16 protein-coding genes are annotated in these 17,488 nt (G+C 74.7%); 7 read left to right on the top strand and 9 right to left on the bottom strand.

Annotated features, from left to right (window positions below):
- Positions 1–9: 9 nt before the first annotated feature.
- Genes G9H71_RS01095 through G9H71_RS01070 form a run of 6 tightly spaced genes read right to left on the bottom strand, consistent with a single transcriptional unit; the run spans position 10 to position 6,695 of the window.
- Positions 10–402 (bottom strand): hypothetical protein, encoded by a 393-nt coding sequence (locus G9H71_RS01095; RefSeq protein ID WP_166276573.1) that lies wholly within the window; start codon positions 400–402, stop codon positions 10–12.
- 14 nt (positions 403–416) lie between these two features.
- Entirely contained in the window at positions 417–2,114 is a 1,698-nt protein-coding gene (locus G9H71_RS01090; protein WP_166276571.1) for an Hsp70 family protein, read from the bottom strand.
- Positions 2,111–2,560 carry a hypothetical protein gene (locus tag G9H71_RS01085; RefSeq protein ID WP_166276568.1) on the bottom strand — a complete coding sequence of 150 codons (450 nt, stop codon included), beginning with the start codon at positions 2,558–2,560 and terminating at the stop codon, positions 2,111–2,113. Before G9H71_RS01085 ends, G9H71_RS01090 begins: the two co-directional genes overlap by 4 nt.
- 27 nt (positions 2,561–2,587) lie before the next feature.
- Positions 2,588–5,113, bottom strand: a complete 2,526-nt coding sequence (locus G9H71_RS01080; RefSeq protein WP_166276565.1) for a hypothetical protein — start codon at positions 5,111–5,113, stop codon at positions 2,588–2,590.
- A gap of 30 nt (positions 5,114–5,143) precedes the next feature.
- Positions 5,144–5,920, bottom strand: a complete 777-nt coding sequence (locus tag G9H71_RS01075) for a hypothetical protein (RefSeq protein ID WP_166276562.1) — start codon at positions 5,918–5,920, stop codon at positions 5,144–5,146.
- Positions 5,913–6,695, bottom strand: coding sequence for an alpha/beta hydrolase (locus G9H71_RS01070; protein WP_166276560.1), 783 nt, complete (start codon positions 6,693–6,695; stop codon positions 5,913–5,915). The genes G9H71_RS01075 and G9H71_RS01070 overlap by 8 nt, the downstream gene beginning before the upstream one ends.
- Positions 6,696–6,821: 126 nt before the next feature.
- Between G9H71_RS01070 and G9H71_RS01065 the strand changes: the two genes are divergently transcribed.
- The 3 genes from G9H71_RS01065 to G9H71_RS01055 are packed head-to-tail and all read left to right on the top strand — an operon-like array spanning position 6,822 to position 9,375.
- A complete protein-coding gene (locus tag G9H71_RS01065; RefSeq protein WP_166276558.1) occupies positions 6,822–7,547 on the top strand; it encodes a lysophospholipid acyltransferase family protein in 726 nt (241 codons plus the stop codon).
- 11 nt (positions 7,548–7,558) lie between these two features.
- Entirely contained in the window at positions 7,559–8,716 is a 1,158-nt protein-coding gene (gene macS, locus G9H71_RS01060; RefSeq protein WP_331272659.1) for a MacS family sensor histidine kinase, read from the top strand.
- 8 nt (positions 8,717–8,724) lie between these two features.
- Positions 8,725–9,375 carry a response regulator gene (locus G9H71_RS01055; RefSeq protein ID WP_166278837.1) on the top strand — a complete coding sequence of 217 codons (651 nt, stop codon included), beginning with the start codon at positions 8,725–8,727 and terminating at the stop codon, positions 9,373–9,375.
- 109 nt (positions 9,376–9,484) lie between these two features.
- Here G9H71_RS01055 and G9H71_RS01050 read toward each other — a convergent pair whose 3' ends face one another.
- Positions 9,485–10,060 carry a DUF1684 domain-containing protein gene (locus G9H71_RS01050; RefSeq protein ID WP_331272657.1) on the bottom strand — a complete coding sequence of 192 codons (576 nt, stop codon included), beginning with the start codon at positions 10,058–10,060 and terminating at the stop codon, positions 9,485–9,487.
- 68 nt (positions 10,061–10,128) lie between these two features.
- Here G9H71_RS01050 and G9H71_RS01045 point away from each other — a divergent pair, with 68 nt between their 5' ends.
- From G9H71_RS01045 to G9H71_RS01035, 3 genes are all read left to right on the top strand, one after another.
- A complete protein-coding gene (locus G9H71_RS01045) occupies positions 10,129–11,466 on the top strand; it encodes a class II 3-deoxy-7-phosphoheptulonate synthase (RefSeq protein WP_166276554.1) in 1,338 nt (445 codons plus the stop codon).
- Positions 11,463–12,476 (top strand): threonine aldolase family protein, encoded by a 1,014-nt coding sequence (locus G9H71_RS01040; RefSeq protein ID WP_331272656.1) that lies wholly within the window; start codon positions 11,463–11,465, stop codon positions 12,474–12,476. The genes G9H71_RS01045 and G9H71_RS01040 overlap by 4 nt, the downstream gene beginning before the upstream one ends.
- A gap of 317 nt (positions 12,477–12,793) precedes the next feature.
- Positions 12,794–13,570 (top strand): arginase family protein, encoded by a 777-nt coding sequence (locus G9H71_RS01035; RefSeq protein WP_166276552.1) that lies wholly within the window; start codon positions 12,794–12,796, stop codon positions 13,568–13,570.
- A 30-nt stretch (positions 13,571–13,600) separates the two neighbouring features.
- Here the strand turns inward: G9H71_RS01035 and G9H71_RS01030 are convergent, their stop codons facing one another.
- Entirely contained in the window at positions 13,601–15,094 is a 1,494-nt protein-coding gene (locus G9H71_RS01030) for a cryptochrome/photolyase family protein (protein WP_331272655.1), read from the bottom strand.
- A gap of 115 nt (positions 15,095–15,209) precedes the next feature.
- Between G9H71_RS01030 and G9H71_RS01025 the strand changes: the two genes are divergently transcribed.
- Positions 15,210–15,692, top strand: coding sequence for a pyridoxamine 5'-phosphate oxidase family protein (locus tag G9H71_RS01025; RefSeq protein WP_166276548.1), 483 nt, complete (start codon positions 15,210–15,212; stop codon positions 15,690–15,692).
- A gap of 134 nt (positions 15,693–15,826) precedes the next feature.
- On the opposite strand, the gene G9H71_RS01020 is transcribed toward G9H71_RS01025, so the two are convergent.
- Positions 15,827–17,449 carry an SGNH/GDSL hydrolase family protein gene (locus G9H71_RS01020; protein ID WP_166276546.1) on the bottom strand — a complete coding sequence of 541 codons (1,623 nt, stop codon included), beginning with the start codon at positions 17,447–17,449 and terminating at the stop codon, positions 15,827–15,829.
- Between the last annotated feature and the right edge of the window lie 39 nt (positions 17,450–17,488).

Below are 17,488 nucleotides of genomic sequence, written 5' to 3'. Positions count from 1 at the left end.
CGCGCCGCGCTACCCGGCCCGCCCCGGCGGGCGGGGCAGCGCGGCGAGAGCGCTCTTGAGCAGCTGCTGGGCGGCCTCCCGCCGCAGCGCCTCGACCTCCTCCTCCGAGTGCGGCTCCGTGCGCCGTGGCAACGGACGCACGGGCGGGAAGGGCGCCTCGGGCGAGGGCCAGGCCGTCGCCTCCGGCACCGCGGGCACCCGGTAGAGCCCGGCGTCGTGGGCAGGGTCGGAGTCGCCGTGCTCGATCTCGTGCAGGGCCCAGGTGAAGTCCTCGAGCGAGTACGGCCCGATGCCACGGCGGGCGCGCCGGCTCTGCCGGGCGAAGGCCTTCGTCGCCTCCTGGCCGCTGGTGCCGAACGGCACGCCGAGGACGAGGTAGGGGTTGCGTCCTTGCGTCGTCATGAGAACAGCGCGGTTCAGAACAGGTAGGAGTAGGGGAGCAGGGCCAGCTCGAGGTCGAGCACGGCGTCCGGGCGCTCGGCGTCCCCGGCGCGCTCGAGGGCGTCGGCGAGCTCGCGCAGCGGCCGGGCCTTGTCCTCGTCGATGTAGGGGATGACGTCCTTGCGGGCGCGCTGCAGCAGCTCGGCGACCTTGGGGTCCGCGACCGGTGCCGCGGCAGCCGGCGAGATGCGGCCCTCGGCGACGGCCGCCTCGGAGCCCTCGGCGATGCGGACCCGGTCGCTCGGGCTGAGCGGGGCGATGCCGAACCCGACCTTGGACTGGGTCAGGGTGCGGCCGGACAGCCGGTCCTCGACGTTGACGTTGAGGATGCCGTCGAGGTCGTACTCGTAGGTCACGTCGAACGACTTGTCCTGGGCGCTGAGGCGCCCGGTGTCGAGCGGCACGTCGACCGTCTGCAGGACGGTGTAGTCCTCGTGCTCCGGGTCGCCCTCCACCACGCGCAGGCTGATGCTGGCGGCCTCGTCCATCGCGGGCGTGTAGGACTCGGTCGCCCGGGCCGGCAGCTTGTGGTTGCGCGGGATGATCGTGGAGAAGCGCATCTCCCCGGTCCGGTCCAGCGCGAAGGTCCCCAGCGCGTGCTCGGTGGCGACGAAGAAGTCGTTGTCCTCGATCTCCCCGGACAGGATCGCGGCGGCGATGGCCGCGCCCTCCGCGACGGCCGTCATCGGGTCGACGCCGGCGGCCGGCTCCTTGCCCATGAGGTCGGCGATGAACTCGCGGACGAGCGGGACCTTGCAGGTGCCTCCGACCAGGATCACCGCGTCGATGTCGGCCGGCGCGGCGCCGAGGTCCTGCAGCGTCTGCTCGATGGGCTGGCGGACCCGCTCGACGAGCCCCCGCACGCTGTCGTCGAACGTCGGCCGGTCCAGCCGGTGGAACCCGCCACGGGGAAGGTCGACATTGGTGAAGTCGCGTTCGGACAACCGGACCTTGGCCTTCTCCACGGCCAGCCGGAACAGGTGGCGCTCGAGCGCGCTCCACTCGTTTACGCCCGGCGTCGCCGCGGCGATGTGCTGCGCCACTCGTGCGTCCAGGTCGAGCCCGCCGAGCCGCTGGATGCCCTTCGAGGCCTGCTCGATGAAGACCCCGGCCTGCGCCTCGAGGATCGTGACGTCGAGGGTGCCGCCGCCCCAGTCGACGACCATGACCCGCTGGTCGAACGGCATGCGGGCGCTGTACGCCATGGCGGCGGCGGTCGGCTCGTTGATGAGCGCGAGGACCTGCAGCTTGGCCATCTGCGCGCAGAGCTTCGTGCGGTAGCGCGCGAGGCCGCGGCTGTTGGCCGGGATCGTGACGACGGCCCGGTCGGCGCTCAGCCCCGACTCCAGCACCTTGGCCTTCATGTGTCCGAACAGCATCGTCGCGATCGTCTCGACCAGGAACTCCTGGCCGTCGAGGGTGACGGACACCTCCTGCTGGAAGAGGCGCTTCACCGCCTGCAGCCGCTCGCCGTGCGCGAGGGTCTTCGCCTCCCACCCGAAGAGCGTCTCGCCCTGCGGCCCGAGGCCGAAGACCGTGGGCAGCACGCGGCCGAAGCCCAGGTCCGCCCAGTCCGCGGGCGGGGAGTCGATGTCGATCGCCTCGGAGCCGGAGGGGGTGTAGGCCGCGACCACCGAGTTGGTCGTCCCGAAGTCGATCCCGATGGTGCTCACGCCTGCTCCGCCTCCGTCCGCTCGGCCACCCCGCGCGCGATGAGCGCGCCCGTCCTGTTGTCGACCCATGCAGCCCGCACGACGCGTACGTGCGGGCCCTCGCCGACCACGTCGAACCGCGCGAGGTCGGCCGGGTCGCGCACCTCCTGCAGGTCGGCCTGCGCGGCCCACTCCTCGAGGCGGCCCGCGAGCGTCTCCAGCGGCTCGCCCTCGTCGAGGGCCGAGCGCAGCGTGGCCAGGCACACCAGCAGCCGCTTGCGCTCGCCCGCGGCCGCGAGCAGCTGCTTGCGCAGCGCGTCGTAGGCCGCCGCCGCCGACACGGCCCCGGGGCCCTGCACGACGAGGGCGGCTTCGAGCGCCCCGAGCCGTTCGGCGACCTCGTCCACCCGGTCGCCGAGGGCCGCCAGGGCTGCGGCGGTGCTCGGTCGGCGCGTCGTCGGCGGCATCGCAGCAGCCTCTCAGATCGGGCGGCCTCAGCCGAGCAGGTCGAGCAGGGCGTCCGTGGCGCGCCGGGCGTCGTCGTCGACCCAGCGCACCAGCTTGGCCAGCTCGCCGCGCAGGGCCTCCACCCGGGCGGCGAACGCCGGGTCGCGCGGCGACATCTCCCGCCACTCGGCCGCGATCCCGCGGACGAGGGTCCACTGCACCTTCGACGCGCTGTCCCGGGTGACGCCGTGCGCCCGGTCGCGCAGATGAGCGGAGACCCGGTGGGCGTTGCGCGCGGCCCAGGCCAGCTGGTCGACCTGGGCGTCGGCGAGCCGGGCCATCCCGGCGTCGGGCATGTTCAGCGTGGCGAGGGCGAGCTCCCGGCAGCCGAGGGCGGTCAGCATCACGCGCTGGTCGCGCGACATCGGCAGCCCCGCGTCGAGCGCCGTGAGCGCGGCCTCGCCGGCCCAGAGCGCCGGCTCGTCACCCGACATCGCCGCGCAGAGCGACTGGACGACTGCGTCCCGCTCCTCCTGGAGCCACGCCGGCGGGCCCGGCTCCTGCAGCCCGCGCGCCATGGTGTCGAGGGCCTCGGACAGCCCGGCGGCCCGCGCCGCGAAGTAGCGCGCCTCGATGCTGTCGCGGTGCGGGGAGCCGGCCAGGGCGCCCGGCGTCGACAGCCACCCCCGGTCCAGCGTGGCGAGATGGTCGAGCAGGGCGCGCAGCTGCTCCAGCGGCAGGTCCGACGTCGCGAGCCGGCGCAGCGGCCCGTGCAGCGTCGGGGGGAGGGCGACGAGGTCGAGCCCCTCGCGCTGCCGGTACCAGAGGCCCAGCGCCCGCTGGGCGGCCGCGACCCGGTCGGCCGGGTCGGTGGCTACGTCGACCACGCGGGCGAGGTGCGCCACGGCGACATCGGGCCGGGAGCGCTCGGCGAGCAGGGCGGCGTTGACGAGCAGCGCGGCCGGCGGGGACCCGGCGAGGGCCTCGTCGAGCAGGCCGGGCGGCTCGGGGTGCCCGTCGTGCAGCGCGGCGCAGGCCAGCAGGCTGAGCGCCTCGTCGCGGGTGGGCCGGTCGCGGACGAGCCGCAGCGCCGTCCGGGCCGCCTTGGACGCCGCGCCCCAGTCGCCGTCGAACACCAAGGCCTGCGCCCGCCGCAGCGCCGCGACGCTGACGACCCTGCGCTGCAGCTCGCCGAGGCCCTCGTCCGGCACGCCCTCGAGCCCGGTGCGCTGCAGCGTCGCGAGGGCCGCCGCGGCGACGTAGCGCCCGCGCAGCTGCCGGTCGCGGGGCAGCCCGTCCGGAGCCTCCTCCACCACCCGTCTCGCGATGCGCAGCGCCGCCGCCTCGCCGCTGCCGTAGAGCCCGACCACGTGCTCCTCGGCGGCGTCGTCGCCGGCGAGGAACCGGCCGACGTGCTGCGCCCCAATGACGTACGGATGGGTAGCGCGCCCCGCGAGCCCGGCCCGGCTCCCGCCACTGAGGCCTCGACGTACGCCCTCGTCGACGAAGCGCAGCCGGGCGACCTCCGCGTCGGAGAGCCGCGTGGGGTCCAGCCGGGCGGTGACGTAGGCGGCGTCGAGGCCGGGGTGCCCGCGCAGCGCGTCCAGCTGGCGCTCGGTGAGCGTCCCGGAGTCGATCAGGTCGTCGAGGGTGCGCTCGGGCAGGTCGTCCAGCCGGAGCAGAGCCGGGTTGAAAGAGCGGCCCGTGGCGGCGGCCAGCCGGGCCAGGGCGGGGGCCTGCCCCGCGGCCAGGACGGGGACCGCACCCGCGGCCAGCTCGGCGTACGCCGACGCGGTGCCCGCGGTCACCCCCGGCACCGCGCGGAGGGCCTCGGCGACGCCTTCGTCGAGCGCGGTGCCCGCGTTCAGCGCCGCGGCCGCCACCACCGCGACCGGGTCCGGGGCGTGCGAGTGCAGCCAGCGCGCGACGCCGGAGGCGTAGGGAGTGCGGGCAGGGAGCCGCACGACGAGCCGGGCGACGCGCGGCACGTACCCCGGGTAGGCCCCGTCGGGCAGGTCGCCGACCGCGGCGGCGGCGGCGTTGATGTCGGAGCGGGCCAGCCAGGCCTCGACCTCGAGCAGGCCGCGCAGCGGCTCCGGCAGCGCGAGCGCCTCGAGCGCCTCGAAGTCGCCGACCGCGGCGGCGTCCCAGGCGAGGCCGGCCGTCGCGCCGCCGGCCGACGAGCCGTCGGCTGCGTTCGCCCGGTCGAGCGCGGCGCACCGCAGCCGGGAGGGGGGTAGGGCCAGGGCCGCGCGCCCGCTCTCGACCTCGGCGGCGAGGTGCAGCAGCGCTCCCGGCCCGGTCCAGGTGGGAGCGAGCCCGAGCTCGCCGGCCGGCACGACGGCGCGCTCGGTATGGGAGGACTCGCCGTCGTCGGTGAGGACCGTCAGGGAGCCGCCGTCCCGGTGCACCACGACGCCCTGGGCGGTGCCGCCGCCCCAGCGGCGCACGGCGACCACCGTCCCGACCGGGGCCTGCGGCTCAGGGCGCGGCAGCGCGGCCGGCAGCCCGCACGACCCGCAGGCGGGCAGGCCGGTCGTGGCCCCGCACGTGAGACAGCGCGCTCCGTCCACCCCGCGTCCCTCCCCGCCCGCGCGGGACCGTCAGACGACGGCCCCGTCGTCCCAGCCGTCCTCGGGGCCGTCGCCGAGCCGGCTGACGAGCACGAGGAACCCGGCGACGAACGCGCCCACGCCGAGCAGGCCGAGCCAGCCCTGCACGTCGATGTGGACGCACAGGGCGATGATGAAGAACAGCGGCGCCCCGAGCACGGCGGCCCAGGCCGAGCCGACGAGCAGCCCGACGCGCGGCAGCGGCGGCGGCGCGGGCGGCTCGTAGTGGTCCTCCTCCTCGCGCGCCACCGCGGGCGGCGGGGGAGGCGGCGGGGCCGAGGGCGGGACCTCGTCGTGCACGACCGGCTCGTCGCGCGTGCCGGCCGCGGCGTCGACGTCCTCGTGTGCGGGCCACCGGCCCACCGGGTCCGCCGACGGGGCGCGGAAGGACGCGACGATCCCGGCCCAGACCTCCTCGTCGACCTCCGGCCACTTGCCCTGCTCGCCGTCCGGCACGTCGCGCGCTCCGGCGGCCCCGTCAGGCGCCCCGGCCGGCTCGTGGTGGGCGCTGTACTCCGCCCGCAACGAGGGGAGCCGCTCGCGCAGCAGCTGGCGGGCCTGCTCGGCGGCGCTCCGCTCGACGAAGAGCCGGTCGGTCGGGCGGTCGGGCAGGTGGTACTCGTTGTACGGCCCGCGCCGGGGCGCGGCGGCGTCCGCGTACGCCGCCATCCCGGCGTCGCGCAGCAGCTCGAGCATCGCGTCGGCCAGCTGCGGCTCGAGGTCGGCGACCGCGACGAAGTCGGTGCCGGGAAGGCCGTTGTCACGCACTGGCCGCCTCCGGCGGGTAGACGCGGGGCCGGCCGGACACCCGGTCGGCGAACTCGACTGTGGCAGCGAAGATCGCATCGGCGTCGTAGTCAAGCGTCGCGACGTGGTGGCTTCGCGCCAGGACGCGCTCCTCGACGTCCTTCGAGGCTACGCCCGCGAAGACCGCTGCCGCGTTCTCCGGCTCGACCACGTGGTCGACAGCCGACCGGAACAGCAGCAGCGGGCTCGTCACCCGGTGCAGGTCCTGCCGGGTCAGCGCCCACAGCTCGGTGAGCGAGTGCAGCGCACGGAGCGGGGTTCGGTCGTACGCGAGCTCGGTGACACCAGGGCGGGCCACGTCGCTGCCGATGCCGCGGGCGGTCGGCAGCGCGAGCCGCAGCAGCGGCAGGGCGTGCACCGCGCGGCGCAGGCTGAGCACGCTGGGGTTCACCAGGACGAGGCCCGCCACGTCGGCCGGGCGCTCCTGCGCGAGCCGGAGGGCGAGCGTGCCGCCCATCGACAGCCCGCACACGACGACGCGGTCGCAGCGCGCCCGCAGGTCGTCCAGCGCGCGGTCCACCGTCGCGTACCAGTCCGGCCAGCGCGTGACGGCCAGGTCCTGCCACCGCGTCCCGTGCCCGGCGAGGCGGGGGAGCCGGACCGTCAGGCCGGCTGCGGCGAGGTGCTCGGCCCACGGGCGGACGGACTGAGGAGTGCCCGTGAAGCCGTGGCAGACGAGAGCTCCCACCGGCCCGCCGTCGGCCGCGAAGGGCTCGGCGCCGGGCATCAGGGGCATGGGGACATCGTCGCACGCCGAGGGGGTAGCGCTCAGGGTGCTTTAGCCTTCCAGGCAGATCCTCGCGCACCCGCCCCGGCCGTGCCGGAGCCGAGCGCGACGTACCGATGTCGAGGAGGCGGGAAAGTGTTCTACTGGCTCCTCAAGCACGTCCTCGTCGGGCCCTTGCTCAAGGGCGTCTGGCGGCCGCAGGTCGAAGGCCTCGAGCACGTGCCCCGGCAGGGGGCGGCGATACTCGCGAGCAACCACCTGTCCTTCTCGGACTCCTTCTTCCTCCCCGTGATGATGCGCCGGCGCGCGGTGTGGCTCGCGAAGTCGGACTACTTCACGGGGCGCGGGCCGCGCGGCCGGCTCACGGCGTGGTTCTTCCGCAGCCTCGGCGCGGTGCCCGTCGACCGCTCCGGAGGGCGGGCCAGCGAGGCAGCGCTGCGCACGGGGCTGCGTGTCCTGTCCGAGGGCGAGCTGCTCGGCATCTACCCGGAGGGCACCCGGTCGCCCGACGGCCGGCTCTACCGGGGCCGCACCGGGGTGGCGCGCATGGCGCTCGAGGGGCGCGTGCCGGTCGTCCCTGTCGCCATGATCGACACCGAGAAGGTCCAGCCGCCCGGCCAGGCGATCCCCCGGCTGGGCCGCGTGGGCATCAAGGTCGGGCCGCCGATGGACTTCTCCCGCTACTACGGCATGGCTGGCGACCGGGCCGTGCTGCGGTCCGTGACGGACGAGGTCATGCGGGAGCTGCAGCGGCTGGGCGGCCAGGAGTACGTCGACGTCTACGCCTCGTCGGTCAAGGGCGGGCGCCCCGCCCCGGCGAGCACGCCCCGGCGGCCCGAGCCGTCGGACGACGCCGCCTGACCCGGCTCCCCGTGCCGACGCCCGTCGCCGAGGCGGTCGACCGCCCGCTGTGGTGGACCGTCGCCGTCTTCCGCGCGGTGGCGTGGGCGTACGCCGCAGCGGTGCTGTGGCGCGAGGACTCCGGCTACGCCCACCCGTTGGGCGCGTGGCTCGTGCTGACCGCGATGGGCGGGTGGACGCTGGTCGTGAGCGGGCTGCTGTCGGTGCCGCGGCTGCGGTCGTGGCCGGTGCTCGGGGCCGACCTGGTGGCGGCGGTCGCCGCGCTGCTCTCGACCCGGCTTGTCGACACCGCCGCGCGCATCGACGCGGGCGAGCAGACGCTGCCCGTGGTCTGGCCCGCGGCCGCGGTGCTGGCCTGGGCGCTGCGCTGGGGCTGGCGGGGCGGGCTCACGGCGGCGGCCGTCGTCTCGGTCGCGGGCGTGGTCGAGCGGGGCGGCCAGTTGCCGCAGCAGACGGGCCACAACATCGTGCTGCTGCTCCTGGCCGGTGCGGTCGTGGGGTATGCGGCCTCGCTCGCCCGGGCGGCCGAGGAGTCGCTGGCCCGCGCGCTCGCGGTCGAGGCAGCGGGGCGCGAGCGGGAGCGGCTGGGGCGGGCGGTCCACGACGGCGTGCTGCAGGTGCTCGCCCTCGTGGCCCGGCGCGACGCCGGCCTGCCCGGCGAGGCCGGCCAGCTCGGGCGGCTCGCGGCCGAGCAGGAGGCGGCGCTGCGCGCCCTCGTCTCGCACCGGCCCGTACCAGCCGCCCCCGACGGCGTTCCCGAGACCGCCGGCGACGTCGACCTGCGCGAGACGCTCACGGCCCACACCGGCCCGGATGTCACGGTCTCCGAGCCGGCCACCCCTGTCCGGCTGCCCCGGCACGCGGCGCAGGAGCTGGCGGCCGCCGTGGGCGCGGCGCTGGACAACGTCCGCCGGCACGCCGGCCCCGGCGCCAAGGCGTACGTCCTCGTCGAGGACCTCGACGAGGAGGTGCTCGTGACGGTGCGGGACGACGGCGCCGGCTTCGACCCGGCGCAGCGGCTGCCGGAGGCGCGGGCGGCCGGTCGGATGGGCGTCGTCTCCTCGATCCAGGGCCGGCTCGCCGACCTCGGCGGGGAGGCGGTCGTCTCCTCGTGGGCCGGGCAGGGCACCGAGGTCGAGCTGCGGCTACCGCGGAAGGAGCTGGCGTGACGCGGGTGATGGTGGTCGACGACCACCCGCTGTGGAGGGACGCGGTCGCCCGCGACCTCGAGGCGGCGGGGCTGGAGGTCGTCGCGACGGCCGGCGACGGGGCCGCCGCGGTGCGCCGGGTCGCGGCCGCCCGCCCCGAGGTCGTGCTGCTGGACCTGCAGCTGCCCGAGCTGCCCGGCGTCGAGGCGGCCCGCCGGATCCTCGCGGCCGACCCCGGCGTACGCATCCTCGTGCTGTCGGCCAGCGGCGAGCAGCAGGACGTGCTCGACGCCATGGCCGCCGGCGCCACCGGCTATCTGACGAAGTCCGCGTCGCGCGAGGAGCTGGTCGACGCCGTACGCCGCACCGCCGAGGGCGAGCCCGTCTTCACCCCCGGGCTGGCCGGGCTGGTGCTGGGGGAGTACCGCCGGCTCTCGTCCGCCCCGGCCGCGGAGAAGGACGTGCCGGTCCTCACGCCGCGCGAGACCGAGGTGCTGCGGCTGGTGGCCAAGGGGCTGAGCTACAAGCAGATCGCCGAGCGGCTCGTGCTCTCGCACCGCACGGTCCAGAACCACGTGCAGAACACCCTCGGCAAGCTGCAGATGCACAACCGCGCCCAGCTGGTGCGCTACGCGCTGGAGCAGGGGCTGGACGACGAGCCCGCGCCCGACCAGCGCTGACCCCGCCCCCCACACCCCTGCCGCTGATCATGCACATGTGGCGAGTTGTCCACAGAGCCGATGCCTGGAGACAACTCGCCGCGAGTGCTTGAGCAGCGAGGGTGGGGGATCAGAGCTGCTCGCCCGCGACGATCGGCACGTCGAGCCGGTTGCCCGCGGGCGCGAGCGGGCAGCTCCAGCGCGGGTTGTAGCGGCACGACGGGTGGTAGGCGAAGTTGAAGTCGAGCAGCAGGCCGTCGCTGTCGCCGCCGAGGTCGGCGCCCTTGACCGTGTCGATCAGGTAGCGCCCGCCGCCGTACGTCGTGTCCCGGTTGGTCGCGTCCGCGAACGGCACGAACAGCCCGCCGGCGTAGCCGCCCAGCCACCACAGGTCCAGCGACCCGACCGGCAGCTCCACCCGCCCGACCCGCGTCAGCTGCACCGTCCCCTCGCTGACCGGCACCGCGTGGGTGGCGGGCTCGGCCGGCAGGACGGGGGCGACGAAGCGCAGCGCTGGGTCGTACGGTGCGAACGGCAGCTCGCGGTGCGCCGCCGGCTCGAGCAGCGGCGTGTCCGGATGCGTGCGGAAGAGCCGGTCCCGGGCGGCGCGCCAGCCCAGCCACGCGTCCTGCGGGTCGGGAGACCGCCGGACCGCCGCGTACATCGCTTGCGTCCGCCGCCGCCAGTCGAGCAAGGTCAGGCTCACACTTGCGAGCCTCCCACGCTCTGAGACGACCGTCCTCATGGCGGAGGGCGAAGGGTAGCCTCGGCCCCGTGAGCGCTGACCTCTCCACCGGGCCCGCGCCCGGGAGCCTTCCCGCCGCCCAGCAGCCGGAGTGGCCCGACCCGGCCGCCCTCGCCGACGTCGAGCGCCAGCTCGCCGCCCTCCCGCCGCTGGTCTTCGCGGCCGAGTGCGACGCGCTCAAGGAGCGGGTCGCCGCGGCCGCCCGGGGAGAGGCCTTCTGGCTGCAGGGCGGGGACTGCGCCGAGACCTTCGCGGGCGCGACCGCCGACGCCATCCGCGGCAAGCTCAAGACGCTGCTGCAGATGGCGGTGGTGCTGACCTACGGCGCCAGCGTCCCGGTCGTCAAGGTCGGGCGCATCGCCGGGCAGTTCGCCAAGCCGCGCTCGTCCGGCATGGAGACGCGCGACGGGGTGAGCCTGCCGAGCTACCGCGGCGACGCCGTCAACGACATCGCGTTCACCTCCGAGGCCCGCGTCCCGGACCCGCGCCGCCTGCTGCAGGTCTACAACACCTCGGCGGCGACGCTGAACCTCCTGCGCGCGCACACCCAGGGCGGCTTCGCCGACCTGCGCCAGGTCCACGAGTGGAACAAGGGCTTCCTGCGCAGCGGCGGGGCCACCACGCGCTACGAGCAGATGGCCCGGGACATCGACCGCGCGATCTCGTTCCTGCACGCCGTCGGGGCCGAGTCCGAGACGCTGCACCGGGTCGACCTCTGGACCAGCCACGAGCAGCTGCTGATCGAGTACGAGCGCGCGCTCACCCGCATCGACTCGCGCACCGGCACGCCCTACAACACTTCGGCGCACTTCGTCTGGATCGGCGAGCGCACCCGCCAGCTCGACGGTGCGCACGTCGACCTCGCCGCGCGGGTGCGCAACCCGATCGGCGTCAAGCTCGGCCCGACCACGTCGCCCGACGACGCGCTCGCGCTGATGGACAAGCTCGACCCGCACCGCGAGCCGGGCCGGCTGACCTTCATCATCCGCATGGGCGCGGGCAAGATCCGCGACAACCTCCCGCCGCTGGTCGAGAAGATCACGGCGAGCGGCCGTCAGGTGCTCTGGGTGTGTGACCCGATGCACGGCAACACGATCGACGTCGGCGGCGTCAAGACCCGCCGCTTTGACGACGTGATGGAGGAGGTACGTGGCTTCTTCGACGTGCACCGCGCGCTCGGCACCGTGCCGGGCGGCGTCCACGTCGAGCTGACCGGCGACGACGTCACCGAGTGCATCGGCGGCGCCGGGGGCCTGTCCGAGCCCGATCTGAAGTTCCGCTACGAGACCGCCTGCGACCCGCGGCTCAACCACCAGCAGTCGCTGGAGCTGGCCTTCCAGGTCGCCGAGCTGCTGGCGGACCGGTGACGGGCGGGCTGGTCGACCTGCGCAGCGACACGGTCACCAAGCCGACCCGCGGGATGCGGGAGGCGATCGCCGCTGCCGAGGTCGGCGACGACGTCTACGGCGAGGACCCCACCGTCCGCGAGCTCGAGGAGCGGGTGGCCGGGCTGCTGGGCCACGAGGCGGCGCTGTTCACCGGCACCGGCTCGCTGGCCAACCTGCTCGGCGTCGCGCTGCTCGTGCGGCCCGGGCAGGAGCTGCTCTGCGACGCGCAGGCCCACGTCGTGCGTGCCGAGCTCGGTGCCCACGCCTCTGTCCACGGGGTGACGACCCGCACGTGGCATGCCGAGCGCGGCCTGCTCGACGCCGACGAGGTGCTGGCGATGGTCGCGCCCGACGCCGGGCCGTTCATCGTGCGCACCGCGGCGATCGCCGTCGAGAACTCCCACAACTTCGGTGGTGGGACCGTCCAGCCCATCGAGCAGCTGCAGCGGCTGCGGTCCGGCGCGCTCGAGCGGGGCGTCTCGGTCCACCTCGACGGCGCGCGGCTGTGGAACGCGCACGTCGCTTCCGGAACCTCGCTTCAGGAGTACGGCGCCTGCGCCGACACCGTGATGGTGGCCCTGTCCAAGGGGCTGGGCGCCCCGGTCGGGTCGCTGCTCGTGTCGTCGGCGGACCGCATCGCCGCCGCCCGCGACCAGCGCAAGCGGCTCGGCGGGGGCATGCGCCAGGTCGGCATCCTCGCCGCCGCCGGCCTCTACGCCCTGGACACCCACCTCGAGCGGCTCGCCGACGACCACGCCCACGCCCGCCGGCTCGCGGACGTGCTCGGCGTGGACCCGGCGACGGTGGACACCAACATCGTCATCGGCGACGTGGCCGACGCCCCCGCCGTCGCGGCGGCAGCGGCCGAGGAGGGCGTGCTCGTCAGCGCCCTCGGCCCGCGCATCCTGCGCGCCGTCACGCACCTGGACGTGGACGAGGCGGGCATCGAGCGGGCGGTCGACGTGCTGGGGCGCGCGCTCAAGGGCTGAGCCCGGGGGCGCGTGGCTTCGGGTAGCGCTCCGCCGGGCGGTGCTCGGCTGAGCGACGACCCTGGGCGAGTCGTCGGACGGCGCTAGGTACGGGCGCTGCCGCGCTGTCCGCACTCGGCGATCACGGGACTTGGCTCTGCGGCACCGGTGTGTCGTGCGCCAAGCCCCGTGATCGTTTCGGCAGCGTCGCGTGACGTCCGCAGTGCCTCGTGTCGCCCGCAGTGCTCGACGATCACGGGACTTGGCTCTGCGACACCGGCGAGTCGTGCGCCAAGACCCTTGATCATCGCGGCGGGAGGCCGCCTAGGCTCGGCGGCGTGACGACGTACCTGCTGCCGTACCACCAGGACGACCGGCTCCCCGACGCGACCTTCCCACTGCCCGGGCCCGTGTCCGGGATCGACGTCGCGCTCGAGCCGGGCACGCAGTGGGAGCGCATGACGTCGTTGTACGCCGCGGTCGCCGACGCGGTCGCGGCCGACGGCCGCGGTGGCCAGGCCCCTACGGTCGTCAGCGGGGACTGCCTGACGGCACTGGGCACGCTCGCCGGGATGCAGCGGGGCGGAGTGGACGCGTCGGTCGTCTGGCTGGACGCGCACGGTGACGTGCACACGCTCGCCTCGTCGACGTCCGGCTACCTCGGCGGGACTGCGCTGCGGATGGCGCTCGGCGGCGACCCGGACAAGCTTGCCGGGCCGCTCAGGCTGCGCCCACTGCCTGAGGAGAGGGCCGCGCTCGTGGGCGCGCGGGACGTCGACCCGGCCGAGGAGGACTACCTGGCGTCCAGCGGCGTGCGGCGGCTGACGGTGGACGAGCTGACGGCCGACGCCCTGCCCGCCGGGCCGCTGCTGGTCCACGTGGACGTCGACGTGATCGACCCGGCGGACGTGCCCGGCCTGTCGTTCCCCGTCGACGGCGGCCCGCGCATGCCTGACGTGGTCCAGGCCCTGCGCGCAGTGTTCGCGACCGGCCGCGTGGCGGCGTACGACATCGCGTGCCCGTGGACCCCTGACGTCAGCCCGCGCCAAGCCTCCACCCGAGCCGGGGTGCTCGGCCACCTGCTGGGTGTGGCCGACGGGCCGCCGACGGCGTAGCGTCGCCCGGACCGCAGGCCGGAGCGAGGCTCACGGCGCCGTCGACGCCCGCCCCCGCTCCTGCGCCACGACCTTGTCGAGGTCGGCCAGCCGGTCCAGCCCGCGCAGCGGCTGCACCATCCTCCGGTTCCCCTCGAGCCGCTCGCGGTTGCGGGCGAGGAACGCCCAGTAGCCGGCGGAGTAGGGGCAGGCGTCCTCGCCCCGGCGCTGCTTCGGGTCGTAGCGGCAGCCGCCGCAGTAGTCGCTCATTCGGTTGATGTAGGCCCCGCCGGCGGCGTATGGCTTCGTCGCCATGAGCCCGCCGTCGGCGTGCTGCGACATGCCGATGACGTTCGCGGCCATGACCCACTCGTAGCCGTCGAGGAAGGAGTAGTGGAACCAGTCGCGCAGCTCCTGCGGGCTCCAGCCACGCTGCAGCGCGTAGTTGCCGAGCACCATGAGCCGCGGGATGTGGTGCACCCAGGCTCGGTCGCGTACGCCGGCCAGCACGTCCGACAGGCAGGCCGCCTGGACCGCGTCGGCGTCGAGGTCCGCGAACCAGCGGGGGAGCTTGCGGCGCGCGGCCAGGTAGTTGTGTCGGCCGTAGTCGGGGCCGAAGTGCCAGTAGACGTGGAACATGTAGTCGCGCCAGCCGATGAGCTGGCGGACGTAGCCCTCGACGCTGGCGAGTGGTGCTCGCCCGTTCCGGTATTCGGCTTCGGCCGCCCGGGCGCACTCGACCGGGTCGAGGAGGCCGAGGTTCATGCTGGGGGACAGCAGCGAGTGCGCCATCGTCCAGTCGGCGTGCAGCATCGCGTCCTCGACCGGGCCGAACGCCGGAAGCCGCTTGCGCAGGAATGTGTGCAGCGCATAGCGCGCTTCCCGATGAGTCACTGCGAAACGGCGCGGCCCGTCGCGACCGACGAAGGAGACTTCACCCGAGGCCTCCCACCGGTCGAGGTCGGCGCGCACCTCCTCGTCGATCTCGTCCTCCTCCGGCCACCACGGCTCGGGTACGTCGAGGACCGCCGGCGCGTCCGTGCCCCGCGGTTGCCGCGGAGGAGGCTCGCGGTTGTCGGAGTCGTAGTTCCAGTGCCCGCCGACCGGCCCGCCGTCGGGCTCGAGCAGCAGCCCCAGCCGTCGGCGCGCGTCGCGGTAGAAGTCCTCCATCAGCAGGCGCGTACGCCCGTCGGCCCACCGCTCGAAGTCCGCGCGCGACGACGCGAACCCGCGCTCGGGCAGGACCTCCACGTCGGGCAGCCGGCCCAGCAGCTCGAGCGCCCCGCGGGAGGTCGGCGCGCACGCCGACAACGGCTCGTGCACCTGGGCGCGCGCCTCCGCGTAGGTCCGCGCCTGCACGAAGAGCGCCTGGTCACCGAGCTCGCGGGCGCGGTGGCGCAGGGCCGAGAGGACGAGGTGCGCCTTCTGCCGGTGGAAGCGGTGACGGGCCAGCACGGCGCGCGACTCGACGAGCAGGACGGGCTGGTCGGGATCGTCGAGGAAGTGCGGCCCCAGCTGGTCGGCGAACAGCCAGCGTCGCGTCACCAGGTAAGTCTGCTTCGGGAAGCGCCGGGCCGCGACCCGAGGCGTCCCGGGTGTGCCTCCGGCGGGCCTTGGGGAGGCTCTGGCGCGAAGCCAACCGCGAAGGGGACGAGGACGCATGACCAACGAGGACGGCGTCAAGAAGGTCGCCGAGCTCATCAAGGACATCAAGACCTGCATGCTGACGACGGTGGACGACGACGGGCACCTGGTGAGCCGGCCGATGGCGGTCCAGCAGGTCGAGTTCGACGGGGACCTGTGGTTCGCCTCCGACGAGGACTCGCGCAAGATCGGCCAGATCCGACACGGGCACGCGGTGAACGTCGCGTTCTCCTCCGGCAGCTCCTGGGTCTCCGTCGCCGGCAACGCGGAGATCGTGCGTGACGTCGCGAAGGCGAAGGAGCTGTGGAACACAGGCCTCGAGGCGTGGTTCCCGGACGGCCCCGAGACGCCCGGCCTGGTGCTCGTGAAGATCCACGCCGACAGTGCGGAGTACTGGGACACCCCCGGCGGCAAGGTCATGACGCTGCTCAGCTTCGCCAAGGCGAAGGTCAAGGGGGAGCGGATCGAGGGCGGCGAGAACGAGGTCGTCGAGCTCTGACGCGCTGCCCCGTCCGGTGGACGCGCCTCCTGCCGGACAGGCAGGAGGCGCGTCGTGCGGTCAGGAGGCGGCCGCCCTGCGGGCCCATGCCGTGCGGAGTGCGGCAGCGCGGCGCGCCCTGACCTGAGCAGCGCTCAGTCCGGCACGGGGATCGACGTCAGCTCCGTCGCCGTGTCGGTCCACCCGAGGTCGTCGACCACGAAGGACACCACACCGGGCGTGGTGCTCGTTCCCCCGGCCGCGCGCACGCTCAAGGAGATCTCGGTGATTCGGCCCTGGCCGGGAACCGCGACCGAGACGCGGTTCCACGGGATGAAGGCGGCGAGGTTCGGCAGGGCCGAGACGGTGCTCTCGTAGACCCGGCCGCCCCGCACGACGCGCATCCGCACGTCGATGACCCGGGCCGGGATCGGCCGGACGAACGCGAAGAGCTCCTGTGCCTTGGTGGACAGGTGGGCCCGGGTGGTCAGGTCGACCGTCCGCCACTCCCCGAGGGGCGCGGTCGCGGACGTCACCTGCAGCGCGGTCGATCCCTCGTACGCCGGGGTGCCCAGCGCAACGGCGCTCACGTTCTGCCCCGCCCGCCACGCGACCGCGCCTGCCCCCTCGAAGCTGCGCGACCCGCCCAGTGCGAGCAGGCGGGCCCTGGCGCGGTCGATGTCCGCGGCCCGCCAGCCGGTGCGCCGCTCGATGACCTTCACGAGCCGGCGCGCAGCGTTCTGGTGCCCGACGACGGTCGGGTGGAGGTCGTCGGTCGTCTGGAGGCGAGGTATCCACCCGGTGGTGTCCACGTAGACGATGCGCGGGTCCCCGACGGCGGGGACCGCCGCTGCCACGGACGTGGCCATGTGACCACCGAACGGGCGCATCGCGAAGATCCATGCGTTCGGCCAGAGGGCCCGGACCTGCCGGAGGTAGGCCTCGTACGCCGTGCGGAACGTGGTCGGGTTGGCGTTCGCGAGCGCGTCGTTGGCGCCCTGGTTGATGACGACGGCGTCGGGGACGTAGGACGGGTCGATCGGCGACCCCCGGTAGTTCAGTGTCAGGCTCGCCGACACGACGGGGACGTTGCCGTTGCCGGGCCGGGTGAGACCCTGAGCGCCGAAGCCGACCTGCCGGAAATTGCCGCCGAAGGCGTTGCCGGTCAGCCAGGCGAAGCCCTTGGTCGCATCGGAGCCTGCGACGCCGGGCTGCGTGTTCAGGGCCCGCACGCCCTGCGTGATCGAGTCCCCGAGGAACTCGATGCGCGGTCCCGTGGGCGCCGGGGACGGCGCCAACGTCGCGCCGGGGTCGATCTCGAAGCCGGTGATCCTCAAGGCCGAGCGCAATGGCGGGTTCCAGCGGTTGCCTCCCTCGTCGATGTCCTTGACGGCGAGCACCAGCGTGTGAGCGCCTCCGGACAGTCCGGCGGGGGTGAGGTCGATGCGGTTGCTGTTGGCGCTGACGAGGACGGGCGGTGCCCCGTCGATCGCGGCGTACAGCTGAGGCGGGAACGTGATGCCGCTCTGATCGAGCAGCAGGGCGATGTGTGCTCCGGTGAACCGCAGGATCACGCGTGAGCCGGAGTTCACCGTGGTCGAGGCGCCCGCGGAGCGGTCCCAGCGTCCGAGGTGGAGCACGTCGGGGCTGCTCGCGGGGACGACGACGGGTACGTCGGCCGCCACTGACGACGGCGCCGCGCTCGCGGCCACTGCGGGCACTGCGAGGGAGGTCGCGGCAGCCAGAGCCGCTATCAACGAGAGCATCTGCCGTTTCACGGGCGTCCTCCGATTCGGATGGGCGACGCTGCCCACGCC

Source organism: Motilibacter deserti, assembly GCF_011250635.1.
Classification (GTDB): Bacteria; Actinomycetota; Actinomycetes; order Motilibacterales; family Motilibacteraceae; genus Motilibacter_A; species Motilibacter_A deserti.
Note: the sequence above shows the minus strand (reverse complement) of the source record. Positions and strands in the feature narration are given on the sequence as shown.